This window comes from uncultured Kushneria sp. (genome assembly GCF_947497025.1).
Lineage (GTDB): Bacteria > Pseudomonadota > Gammaproteobacteria > Pseudomonadales > Halomonadaceae > Kushneria.
Genome location: NZ_CANMFC010000010.1, coordinates 24797 through 37347, shown reverse-complemented (window position 1 = coordinate 37347; position 12551 = coordinate 24797). Strand labels below are relative to the sequence as shown.

Sequence of the window (12551 nt, the reverse complement as noted above, 5' to 3'; positions counted from 1 at the left end):
GAGCACGAGTAAATGACGAACATGAGCAATGAGCAGGGGGATGTGTGACACGAATGGCCATCATGGGCGCGGCAGGACGCATGGGCAAAATGCTGATCGAGGCGGTCAGCGGTGACGATAACGCTCGATTGACGGGCGCCGTTGTCCGTCCGGACAGCTCGCTGAAAGGGGCCGATGCCGGTGAGCTGGCCGGGCAGGGGCGTCTGGGCGTGATGCTGGCCGGCAGTCTCGAAGACATCATTGATGACTTCGATGTCCTGATCGACTTCACCACGCCGGCCCTGACGCTGGATAATCTGGCGATTTGCGCCGAGTACGGCAAGCGTCTCGTGATCGGGACAACCGGGTTCAACGAGGAGCAGTTGAAAACGCTGGAAGGCTACGCCTCGACGGTACCTTTTGTGTTTGCCGCCAACATGAGTACCGGCGTCAACCTGTCGCTCAACCTGCTGTCTACGGCGGCCCGTGCACTGGGTGATGCCGGCTTTGACATCGAAATCATCGAAGCCCATCACCGTCACAAGGTGGATGCGCCCTCGGGTACGGCCCTGATGATGGGCCGGGCAGTGGCCGAGCCGCTGGGCCGTGATCTGAAAACCGATGGCGTCTATCAGCGCGTGGGTCAGATCGGCCCCCGAAGTGCACGGGAAATCGGCTTTTCCACCGTGCGCGGTGGCGACATTGTAGGTGAGCACACCGTGCTCTTTGCCGCCGAGGGCGAGCGTATCGAGATTACCCACAAGGCGTCGAGCCGGCTGACCTTCGGGCGCGGTGCGGTGCGTGCGGCACACTGGCTGATGGACCGGAAGGCCGGTCATTACGACATGCAGGATGTGCTGGGGCTCAGGCAGGCATCGCCTGACGTCTCCGGGACCTGAACATTGGGTGATGGCATGCGGGCGTGAAATCCGATATCATCGGCACAATTTGGCCGGGTCGAACCCGCAGACCATGGCGATCAAACAAAGCGGGATGAAGCCCTTCAGGGTTTCGTCCCGCTTTTTTGCAGCCCGGGGGTCGCGCCTGCCGTCAGAACGCGCCGGGCGGGCATGGTCGACGGGGTCGCCAGACGGCCGGTTTTGCGGTCAGCGTGGTGGCATGTCGCTTTCGCTGACAGTTTCTTTTGCCCTGTGGAGGACGTTGCATTGATCAAACCCGCGATTCTGGCGCTCGAGGATGGCAGCGTATTTCACGGCGTCTCCATTGGCGCCGACGGAGAAACCAGTGGCGAGGTGGTCTTCAATACGGCCATGACGGGCTATCAGGAGATCCTGACCGACCCTTCCTACTCTCGCCAGATTGTCACGCTCACCTACCCCCATATCGGCAATACCGGCATCAATGAAGAGGATGTTGAATCCCACCGCATTCATGCTGCCGGCCTGGTCATTCGCGATCTGCCTCGTCTGGTCAGCAATTTCCGCAGTGTCCGGGCGCTCGATGACTATCTGGCGGCCCATGGCATTCTGGGCATTGCCGATATCGATACGCGCCGTCTGACCCGACTTCTGCGTGACAAGGGAGCACAAAACGGTGCCATTGTGGCCGGGGTGGATGCCCAGGGGGATGAGGCCGTGGCGCGTGCCCTGGCGGCTGCAAAAGCCTTCCCGGGGCTCAAGGGGATGGATCTGGCTCGCGAGGCCGGTACCCGCGAGATTCATGAGTGGCATGACGGTGAGTGGCAGCTGAGCAAGGGATACGCCGATTTTCGCCAGCGCGAACGCCCCTGGCACGTGGTGGCCTATGACTTCGGTACCAAGCACAACATCTTTCGCATGCTGACCAGCCGGGGCTGCCGCCTGACCGTGGTGCCGCCGCAGACGCCCGCCAGTGAGGTGATGGCGATGAATCCGGACGGCGTTTTTCTGGCCAACGGCCCGGGTGACCCGGAGCCGTGTGACTATGCCATCCGGGCCATTCAGGAGATTCTGGCCACCGGGACGCCGGTCTTTGGCATCTGTCTGGGGCATCAGCTGCTGGCCCTGGCCAGTGGGGCGAAAACCGTCAAGATGAAACAGGGCCATCACGGCGCCAATCATCCGGTGCTGGATATCGATCGCGGCCATGTCATGATCACCAGTCAGAACCATGGTTTTGCTGTTGACGAGGCCTCCCTGCCGGCCAATGTGCGGGCCACCCATCGGTCGCTGTTTGATCAAACCCTGCAGGGGATCGAATTGACCGATACACCGGCCTTCAGCTTTCAGGGGCATCCGGAAGCCAGTCCCGGGCCACATGATGTTTCACCGCTGTTTGATCGCTTTGTGGCCATGATGGAGGGCCGCCGTCAGGCAGCCTGACCCGGTCCCGGCGGCGGCTTATGCCGGCGCCGGGTCGCCATCGCATCCGACTTGTTCGCATCCCATTTTTCGACGCAGTGAAATCGTCATGCCAAAACGTACTGACCTGAAAAGCATTTTGATCATTGGCGCTGGCCCCATCGTTATCGGCCAGGCCTGTGAATTCGACTATTCCGGCGCCCAGGCCTGCAAGGCGCTGCGTGAGGAGGGATACCGGGTCATTCTGGTCAACTCCAATCCGGCCACCATCATGACCGACCCGGTCATGGCGGATGCCACCTATATCGAACCGGTCACCTGGGAAACCGTCGCACGCATTATCGAGCGCGAGCGCCCCGATGCGGTGCTGCCGACCATGGGCGGGCAGACCGCGCTCAACTGTGCGCTTGAACTCGACCGCCGCGGCATTCTGGATGACTTCGGCGTCGAGCTGATCGGTGCCAATGCCAAGACCATCGAAAAGGCCGAAGACCGGGATCTTTTTGACAAGGCGATGAAAAACATCGGCCTTGAGTGTCCGAAGGCCAAGGTGGCGCACTCGATGCCGGAGGCCTGGGAAATCCAGTCCGAGCTGGGCTTTCCCTGCATTATTCGTCCGTCCTATACCATGGGTGGCTCCGGTGGCGGCGTGGCCTACAACCGGGAAGAGTTTGAAGAGATCTGCCATCGGGGGTTTGAGCTCTCTTCCAACCATGAGCTGCTGATCGACGAATCACTGCTGGGCTGGAAAGAGTACGAGATGGAGGTCGTGCGGGATAAAAACGACAACTGCATCATTGTGTGCGCGATCGAAAACTTCGATCCGATGGGCGTGCATACCGGTGACTCCATTACCGTGGCACCGGCGCAGACGCTGACCGATAAAGAGTACCAGATCATGCGTAATGCATCGCTGGCGGTACTGCGGGAAATCGGCGTCGAAACCGGCGGCTCCAACGTGCAGTTTGGCGTGGATCCGGATACCGGGCGCATGGTGGTTATCGAGATGAATCCGCGTGTCTCTCGCTCCTCGGCACTGGCGTCCAAGGCCACCGGTTTCCCGATCGCAAAGGTCGCGGCCAAGCTGGCTGTGGGCTATACGCTTGATGAGCTGCAAAACGACATTACCGGCGGTACCACGCCGGCCTCGTTTGAGCCGGCCCTCGATTATGTCGTGACCAAGATTCCGCGCTTCACCTTCGAGAAGTTCCCCCAGGCAAACGATCGGCTGACCACCCAGATGAAATCGGTGGGTGAGGTCATGGCCATCGGGCGCACCTTCCAGGAGTCACTGCAAAAGGCGCTGCGCGGTCTGGAGATCGGTGTCGACGGGCTGGATCCGAAGCTTGCCAGTTTCGACGAGGCGTCGCGTCAGCTGATGCAGGGTGAGCTGCAGCGTCCGGGCGCCGATCGTATCTTTTATGTGGCCGATGCCTTCAGAGCCGGCCTGTCGCTGGATGACGTTTTCAACTTCACCAAAATCGATCGCTGGTTTTTGATTCAGATTCAGGAGCTGATGGTTCTGGAAGGGCAGATTGCCAAGGCTTCCCTGAACGACCTCAGTCGCAAGCAGGTCTATTTCTACAAGCGTCGTGGCTTTGGTGATGCGCGTCTGGCACGGCTGATCGGCGTCAGTGAAAAGGCCTTCAGAGAGCGTCGTCAGGCGCTGGATGTGCGTCCGGTCTTCAAGCGGGTGGATACCTGCGCGGCCGAGTTTGCGACCTCAACGGCCTACATGTACTCCACCTATGAAGAGGAGTGCGAGGCCAACCCCAGCGACCGCAAAAAGATCATGGTGCTGGGCGGTGGCCCCAATCGGATCGGTCAGGGCATCGAGTTTGACTACTGCTGCGTCCATGCCGCACTCGCCATGCGCGAAGACGGTTATGAGACCATCATGGTCAACTGTAACCCTGAAACCGTCTCGACCGACTATGACACGTCCGATCGTCTTTACTTTGAGCCGGTAACGCTCGAGGACGTGCTGGCCATTGTCGAAAAGGAAAGGCCGGTGGGGGTCATCGTGCAGTTCGGCGGCCAGACGCCGCTGAAGCTGGCGCGTGATCTGGAAGCCGCCGGCGTCCCCATTATCGGCACTACACCGGATGCCATTGATCGCGCCGAGGACCGTGAGCGTTTTCAGCAGATGATCGAAAAGCTCGGTCTCAAGCAGCCTCATAACGCGACCGCGCGCAGCTTTGAAGATGCTTTCGTCAAGGCGTCCAGGATCGGTTATCCGCTGGTGGTACGTCCGTCCTATGTGCTGGGGGGGCGCGCCATGGAGATCGTCTATTCGGCCGACGAGCTCGAGAACTACATGACCCATGCGGTCAAGGTCTCCAACGACTCGCCGGTACTGCTGGATCATTTCCTTAATGCCGCTATCGAGGTGGACATCGACGCCATCAGTGACGGCAAGGAGGTCGTGATCGGCGGCATCATGCAACATATCGAGCAGGCCGGGGTGCACTCCGGTGACTCGGCATGCTCGCTGCCGCCCTATTCGCTGCCGGGCGAAGTGCAGGATCGCATGCGTGATCAGGTGCAGCGCATGGCACTGGAGCTCAACGTGGTGGGCCTGATGAACGTGCAGCTGGCCTGGCAGGATGGCGAGGTCTATGTTATCGAGGTCAATCCGCGTGCCTCGCGTACCGTGCCGTTTGTCTCGAAGTGCATCGGCCGCTCGCTGGCCCAGCTGGCGGCGCGCGTCATGGCCGGCAAGACGCTGGCGGAGCTTGAGTTTACCCGTGAGCACATTCCGAACTTCTATAGCGTCAAGGAAGCGGTTTTTCCCTTCAACAAGTTCCCGGGCGTGGATCCGATCCTGACGCCGGAGATGAAGTCGACCGGTGAGGTCATGGGGACCGGTACGACCTTCGCCGAGGCCTTCTACAAGGCGCAGCTGGGCGCGGGAGAGGCCATTCCGGCACTCAGTGGTGATCGTCAGGCGTTCCTCTCTGTTCGTGATCCGGACAAGGAGGGCGTTATTGACGTGGCCCGTTCTCTGTTAACATTAGGGTTTACGTTGATCGCCACGCATGGCACGGCACAGGCCATCGAGGCTGCGGGTCTGCCGGTCAAGGCGGTCAACAAGGTGTTTGAAGGCCGTCCCCATATTGTCGACATGATCAAAAACGATGAGGTTGCCTACATCGTGAACACGACCGAGGGGCGGCAGGCCATTAACGATTCTTCCATGATTCGCCGCTCGGCGCTGTCACACAAGGTGCCCTATGCCACGACCCTGGCCGGGGCGCGTGCCGTGTGTATGGCGCTTGAGTATGGTAACGAGATTACCGTGCGGCGACTTCAGGAACTCCATACGAGTGTAACGGCATGACCAGGGTTCCGATGACAGTGCAGGGCGAAAAGGCCCTGCGTGAAGAGCTTAACCAGCTCAAGGGTGTTGATCGTCCGCGCGTGATTGCAGACATTGCCGAGGCGCGCGAGCACGGCGACCTCAAGGAAAATGCGGAGTATCACGCCGCGCGTGAACAGCAGGGGTTCATTGAAGGGCGGATTCAGGAGATCGAGTCGCGCCTGTCCAATGCCCAGGTCATTGATGTCACCAAAGTGGCGCATACCGGCAAGGTCATCTTTGGCACTACGGTCAAGCTTTTAAACCTCGATACCGATGAGAAAGTGGCCTATCGCATCGTGGGTGAAGACGAGGCCAGCATCAAGGACGGCAAGATTTCAGTCAATTCGCCCATCGCGCGTGCGCTGGTCGGCAAATCCGAAGGGGATGTTGTCAATGTGCGCACGCCCGGCGGCGATGTCGAATATGAAATTGACAGCGTCGAGCACGTTGGCTGATCAGTGCCATATTGCCTGCCATGAAAAAGCCCCCGACACTGTCGGGGGCTTTTTGAATTCAGATCATCGGCGTGGGCCGTCAACGCTTTATGACGATTACTGCGTATAGCGCGCCACGTTGGAGAGCCTGGGGTCGGCCCTGGGGTTGTGGCGGTAAAGCAGGGCAGTCTTGCCGATGCTTTGTACCAGTTCGGCGCCTGATTGCTCCAGTAAGTGTTGAATGATCCCGGCACGCTCGTCGCGCTCTGCGCCGGCGATGCTGATCTTGATCAGTTCATGGTCGGTGAGCGCTCGTTCAAGCTCACCCGTGACACCCTCGGTCAGGCCCTTGTCACCGATCCGGACAACCGGATTGAGGATATGGCCGACGCTACGCAGGGTTTTCTTTTGTGCCGCTGTAAGGCTCATGATATGTTGAAAACTCTCGATCCCTTTTCATGTGCAATCATCTTACTCCACACGACGGTAGTGGCGCCAACGGTTGTATCGCGTTTGGTGTTCTTTCCCTTGATCGTGCTGGTGTTTGATCGCTATAGCACGGCAATCCCTCTTTTCGGAAGTTAACGTGACACGCGCCAAAAAGCCGCCTGCCGGCAAGAAGGCTTCAGCCGACAATGGCTGGATGAAGGAACACTTTGATGATATCTGGGTAAAGCGCAGCTGGGCGGATGGCTATCGCTCCCGTGCCAGTTACAAGCTGCTTGAAATCGACGATCGCGATCGTCTGTTTGCGCCCGGCATGAGTGTGGTTGATCTGGGCGCCGCTCCGGGCGGGTGGAGTCAGGTCGCCATGGCGCGCGTAGGGGATCAGGGGCAGGTCATCGCCACTGATATCCTCGAGATGGACGCCATTGCGGGCGTGGATTTCATTCAGGGTGACTTTACGGAAGAAAGCACGCTGCATGCTATGCTCGAGGCGCTGGGTAATCGACAGGTCAACGTTGTGCTATCGGACATGGCGCCCAATTTAAGTGGGCAGATGGCCATTGATCAGCCCGGAGCCATGTATCTGGTAGAGCTGGCACTTGATATGGCCCAGCAGGTGCTGATGCCGGGTGGCGATTTTCTGACCAAGATCTTCCAGGGTGAGGGTTTTGATCAGTATCTAAAGGAAATGCGCCTTCGGTTCGATAAGGTAGTTACTCGTAAGCCCGATGCCTCGCGTCCAAGATCGCGGGAAGTATATCTGCTGGGGCGCGGTTTTCGCGCATGAGCTTGTAATCGACAGGCTGCGCCCCAAGCTATCCGACACATACCGGGCCACGCCTGGCAGGCAGAATCACGTAGTGAGGGTGTCCCCTTGAACGACATGGCCAAGAATCTGATCCTATGGTTGATTATCGCAGCGGTGCTGCTGACGGTATTCAATAACTTCAGCGTCGATAATTCGCCGCAGGCGATGAACTATTCCCAGTTTGTCGAGCAGGTGCAAAACCACCAGATCCGTCAGGTCACCATCGATGGCTACGATATTCGTGGCGAGCGCGATGATGGCTCCAGCTTTCAGACCATCAGGCCGTCTGCAGAAGACCCGCGCCTGATGGATGATCTGCTCAGCAATAACGTGACCGTGGTGGGCAAGAAGCCCGATCAGCAGAGCATCTGGTCGCGTTTGTTGATTGCCAGCTTCCCCATACTGCTGATCCTGGGCATCTTTCTGTTCTTTATGCGGCAGATGCAGGGCGGGGGTGCCGGCAAGGGCGGTCCCATGAGCTTTGGCAAGTCCAAGGCCAAACTGCTGTCACACGAACAGGTCAAGACAACCTTCAAGGATGTGGCCGGCTGTGACGAGGCCAAGGAAGAAGTCGAGGAGCTGGTCGACTTTTTGAAGGATCCTTCCAAGTTTCAGCGTCTTGGTGGACAGATTCCAAGGGGCGTACTGCTGGTAGGCCCTCCCGGAACGGGCAAGACCCTGCTGGCCAAGGCCATTGCCGGCGAGGCTCAGGTACCGTTTTTCACTATTTCGGGTTCGGACTTTGTTGAAATGTTTGTGGGTGTCGGCGCCTCTCGAGTGCGTGACATGTTCGAGCAGGCCAAAAAGCAGGCGCCCTGCATCATCTTCATCGATGAGATCGATGCCGTGGGCCGCTCGCGTGGCTCCGGTATGGGCGGTGGTCATGACGAACGTGAGCAGACCCTGAATCAGCTGCTGGTCGAGATGGATGGTTTTGAAGCCAATGAAGGCATCATCATCGTTGCCGCCACCAACCGCCCCGATGTGCTTGATCCTGCGCTGCTGCGCCCGGGCCGTTTTGATCGTCAGGTCACTGTGGGTCTGCCTGACATCAGAGGCCGTGAACATATTCTGGGCGTGCATCTTCGCAAGGTACCGCTGGCCGATGACGTCAAGCCCGAGATGATTGCGCGAGGAACCCCGGGCTTTTCAGGGGCGGAACTTGCCAATGTGGTTAACGAGGCAGCCCTTTTCGCTGCACGCAAGAACCGTCGCCTGATTGGGATGGCAGAGCTTGAAATGGCCAAGGACAAGATCATGATGGGGGCTGAAAAGCGCTCGATGGTCATGTCCGAGAAGGAAAAGCGCAATACGGCCTATCATGAGGCCGGTCACGCCATCATTGGCCTGCTGATGCCGGAACATGATTCTGTCTATAAGGTCACCATTATCCCGCGCGGCCGGGCTCTGGGTGTCACCATGTTCCTCCCCACCGAGGATCGTTACAGCTATACGCGTCAACAGATCATCAGCCAGATCTGTTCATTGTTCGGCGGCCGTATCGCTGAAGAGATGACGCTGGGGCCCAATGGCGTGACCACGGGTGCTTCCAATGATATCAAGCGTGCCACCGAGCTGGCTCATAACATGGTCGCCAAATGGGGGCTGTCGCAGGAAATGGGGCCGCTGATGTATGATGAGGACGAGTCACACCAGTTTCTGGGTGGCCCGGGCGGTGGCGGCAGCAAGTTCAGCTCGGCAGAAACATCGTCGAGACTGGATCGCGAGATTCGGCGCATCATTGACGAGTGCTATAAGCAGGCCGAGCAGATCCTGCATGACAATCGTGACAAGCTTGATGCAATGACCGATGCCTTGATCAAGTTTGAAACCATCGATGCCGATCAGATCAACGATATCATGGAAGGTCGCGATCCGCGTCCGCCGAAGGAGCCGGGCGGCAACGGCCCGGGCGGCGGTCTGGGTACTCCTGCCGATACCAGCCCTTCGGATGTACGCCCGGTTGAAGATCCGGAAGGGGATGGAGACAGCGCTGATGATACACGGCGACGCCCGTCCGATCCGCTTGGCGGCTCCTCCGGACATTGATCGAGGCTTTACGTATCATGACCGCCCTTCGGGGCGGTTTTTTTATGTCCAGTGATTATAATGGCGGGTCGTCAGCCCGGGTTTCAGGAATCATCATGTCGAAAGAAACTACTTCCATGTCGTGCGGCGAGCGCCACCGGCTGTCATTGGGCCGGCCCCATGTGATGGGAATTCTCAATGTGACGCCGGATTCCTTCTCTGACGGAGGAAGGCATGCGGTGAGCGATGCGGCACTGCGCCGCGCTGAAGAGATGCTTCGTGAGGGGGCCGATATCATCGACGTTGGGGGAGAGTCCACCCGACCCGGTGCCACGCCTGTTGATGTACAGCAGGAAATGGATCGTGTAGTGCCGGTCGTGGAGCGACTGACCGGCGAGCTGGGTGCACTGGTGTCAGTGGATACCAGTGCACCGGAAGTCATGACGGCCATCACCGTGGCGGGTGCCGGCATGATCAACGATGTCCGTTCCTTAAGGCGTCCGGGCGCGCTTGAGGCGGCGGCAGCCTCGGGGCTGCCCGTATGTCTCATGCATATGGTGGGCGAGCCCGATAACATGCAAAATGATCCACGTTATGAACGCCCCATCGAAGAGGAGGTGGCAACCTTTCTCGAGCAGCAGATCGCTCGTTGTCGCGGTGTCGGTATTGATGGCGATCGTTTGCTGGTCGATCCGGGCTTTGGCTTTGCAAAGACGCTTGCGCACAATCTGCGTCTGATGAATCGCCTAGAGTATCTCCAGTATCTGGGCTATCCCCTGCTGGTCGGTACCTCTCGCAAGGGCATGATCGGTCGTGCGCTGTCTCGCGAGGTCGATGAACGTCTCTATGGTGGGTTGGCGTTGACAACCCTTGCCGTCAGCAAGGGCGCCTGGATTATCAGAACACATGATGTCGCTGCCAGCGCTGATGCCGTTGGCATGACCAGTGCAGTACTCAAGGAAGGCAAATAGCAATGGCAAGACAATATTTCGGTACGGATGGTATTCGCGGCACGGTCGGCCAAGCGCCCATTACGGCAGATTTCATGCTGCGTCTGGGCTGGGCTGCCGGTCGTGTCTTTGCACGTCAGAACCGTCGCGCACGCGTGCTGATCGGCAAGGATACCCGTATCTCCGGCTATATGTTCGAGTCAGCACTGGAAGCCGGTTTTTCGGCAGCCGGGGTAGATGTAGCCCTGCTGGGACCGATGCCCACACCGGGCATTGCCTATCTGACCAGTACACTGCGCGCCAGCGCAGGCGTCGTGATCAGCGCCTCACACAATCCGTATCAGGATAACGGCATCAAGTTCTTTTCACAGCACGGCACCAAGCTGCCTGATGCGCTGGAAGACGAGATCGAGCGGGAGCTCGAAGGGCTTCAGGAAACGGTAGGGCCTGACAGACTGGGCAAGGCGGTGCGCATCGAGGATGCGGCCGGACGCTATATCGAATTCTGCAAGTCCACGGTCCCCAACCGCTTCGGCCTGCATGGTCTGAAAATCGTCATCGACTGCGCCAACGGTGCCACCTACCACATTGCGCCCAATGTCTTCCGTGAACTGGGTGCCGAAGTCATTACGCTGGGGGTCACGCCCGACGGTCTCAACATCAACCAGCAGGTCGGCTCTACTCATCCGGAAGTCATGCGCGAGAAGGTGCTCGAGACCGGTGCTGATCTCGGCATCGCTTTTGATGGCGACGGTGATCGTGTGATCATGGTGGATCACTCCGGTCGCATCGTGGATGGTGACGACATTCTCTACATCATTGCTCGCGATCGTCATCGTCGCGGTGTGCTGGGTGGTGGCGTGGTCGGTACGCTGATGAGCAATTTTGGACTGGCGTCGGCGTTCGAAGAGCTGGGTATTCCCTTTGAGCGTGCCAGGGTTGGCGACCGCTATGTCATCGAGCGGATGCAGGCGCGTGACTGGCATCTGGGCGGGGAGTCTTCGGGCCATATCCTGTGTGGTCATGCCCAGACAACCGGCGACGGCATTGTGTCTGCCCTGCAGGTGCTGGCCACCATGGTGATTGAGGAGCGAAGCCTTGATGAACTGCTTGAAGGGATGGAAAAGGCCCCGCAGGCGCTGATCAACGTGCGCCTGGTGCCCGGCATTGACAAGACTGCGCTGATGGAAAGCGCTCCGGTGGCCGGGGCCGTCCGGGATGTCGAGAAGACGCTGGGTGAATCCGGGCGTGTGCTGCTCAGGCCGTCGGGCACCGAACCACTGATTCGCGTTATGGTTGAAGGCCGTCCGCGCTTTGATGTTCAGGCGTTGGCACAGAAAATTGCCGATGAAATCGAGCAGGGCATGACATCTGCCCAGGGTTGAAGAAAACGGGGCATGGTTGTGTTCACGCCATCGCTCCATTAACATCGCCCTCCTTGCGGAGGCGTCTACCAATACTTTCCTGTTCCCGACAGGCTAGGGAGAAGTCACCATGCGTAAGCCGCTGATTGCCGGCAACTGGAAGATGAATGGTTCGCTGGCGCTGCTGGAAACCATGAGTCAGACACTGTCGTCGGCGCGGATTTCCTCCAGTGTTGATGTCACCATTATTCCGCCTTTCACGCTGCTTATGTCAGCAGGGAAGATGCTGGAGGGAAGTGGTGTCGGACTCGGTGCCCAGACGCTCCACCCTGAAGCATCCGGGGCCTATACCGGTGAAGTCAGCGCCTCTCTGTTGAGCGAGTGCGGTGTCAGCCATGTGCTGGTGGGACATTCCGAACGCCGTACCCTGTTCAATGAAGATGACCAGGCCGTGCTTGTTCGCGTTAAGGTAGCCCTTGATGCCGGTCTGATTCCCATACTGTGTGTGGGTGAGACGCTCGAAGAGCGTGAAGCAGATCAGGTGGAAAAGGTGGTGCTGGGTCAGGTTCGAACGGTCATGGATGCGCTTTCACAGGAGCAGTGCTCACGGCTGGTCATTGCTTATGAGCCGGTCTGGGCCATTGGTACGGGCCGCACCGCCACGCCTGAGCAGGCGCAAGAGGTGCATGCCATGATCCGTTCCTGGCTGTCAGGTAAGGATCCCGCTCTGGGGGAAGGCATGCGTCTGCTTTATGGCGGTAGCATGAAGGCCGACAACGCTGCCGATCTTCTTTCCCAGCCGGATATCGATGGGGGGCTGATAGGCGGCGCCTCGCTTAAACCCGATGACTTTATTGCGATTTGTCACGCAGCAGGTTGA

At 58.9% G+C, this 12551-nt stretch carries 10 protein-coding genes; 9 read left to right on the top strand and 1 reads right to left on the bottom strand.

What is annotated here, in order from left to right; translation table 11 throughout:
* Positions 1 to 44: 44 nt before the first annotated feature.
* From dapB to greA, 4 genes are all read left to right on the top strand, one after another.
* Positions 45 to 878 carry a 4-hydroxy-tetrahydrodipicolinate reductase gene (gene dapB / locus Q0931_RS15560; RefSeq protein ID WP_299261917.1) on the top strand — a complete coding sequence of 278 codons (834 nt, stop codon included), beginning with the start codon at positions 45 to 47 and terminating at the stop codon, positions 876 to 878.
* A gap of 267 nt (positions 879 to 1145) precedes the next feature.
* A complete protein-coding gene (carA, locus tag Q0931_RS15555; protein WP_299261916.1) occupies positions 1146 to 2300 on the top strand; it encodes a glutamine-hydrolyzing carbamoyl-phosphate synthase small subunit in 1155 nt (384 codons plus the stop codon).
* Positions 2301 to 2388: 88 nt separating this feature from the next.
* Entirely contained in the window at positions 2389 to 5619 is a 3231-nt protein-coding gene (gene carB / locus Q0931_RS15550; protein WP_299261915.1) for a carbamoyl-phosphate synthase large subunit, read from the top strand.
* On the top strand, positions 5616 to 6095 hold the full coding sequence (gene greA, locus Q0931_RS15545) for a transcription elongation factor GreA (RefSeq protein WP_299261914.1): 480 nt from the start codon (positions 5616 to 5618) through the stop codon (positions 6093 to 6095). The genes carB and greA overlap by 4 nt, the downstream gene beginning before the upstream one ends.
* A gap of 96 nt (positions 6096 to 6191) precedes the next feature.
* Here the strand turns inward: greA and yhbY are convergent, their stop codons facing one another.
* Entirely contained in the window at positions 6192 to 6503 is a 312-nt protein-coding gene (gene yhbY / locus Q0931_RS15540; RefSeq protein WP_299261913.1) for a ribosome assembly RNA-binding protein YhbY, read from the bottom strand.
* 157 nt (positions 6504 to 6660) lie between these two features.
* Here yhbY and rlmE point away from each other — a divergent pair, with 157 nt between their 5' ends.
* From rlmE to tpiA, 5 genes are all read left to right on the top strand, one after another.
* Positions 6661 to 7308 carry a 23S rRNA (uridine(2552)-2'-O)-methyltransferase RlmE gene (gene rlmE, locus Q0931_RS15535; protein WP_299261912.1) on the top strand — a complete coding sequence of 216 codons (648 nt, stop codon included), beginning with the start codon at positions 6661 to 6663 and terminating at the stop codon, positions 7306 to 7308.
* 87 nt (positions 7309 to 7395) lie between these two features.
* A complete protein-coding gene (gene ftsH, locus Q0931_RS15530) occupies positions 7396 to 9378 on the top strand; it encodes an ATP-dependent zinc metalloprotease FtsH (RefSeq protein WP_299261911.1) in 1983 nt (660 codons plus the stop codon).
* A 95-nt stretch (positions 9379 to 9473) separates the two neighbouring features.
* Positions 9474 to 10328: a dihydropteroate synthase gene (gene folP / locus Q0931_RS15525; protein WP_299261910.1), complete on the top strand. Its 855-nt coding sequence runs from the start codon at positions 9474 to 9476 to the stop codon at positions 10326 to 10328.
* Between the two features lie 2 nt (positions 10329 to 10330).
* A complete protein-coding gene (gene glmM, locus Q0931_RS15520) occupies positions 10331 to 11692 on the top strand; it encodes a phosphoglucosamine mutase (RefSeq protein WP_299261909.1) in 1362 nt (453 codons plus the stop codon).
* Positions 11693 to 11801: 109 nt separating this feature from the next.
* Positions 11802 to 12551 (top strand): triose-phosphate isomerase, encoded by a 750-nt coding sequence (tpiA, locus tag Q0931_RS15515; RefSeq protein ID WP_299261908.1) that lies wholly within the window; start codon positions 11802 to 11804, stop codon positions 12549 to 12551.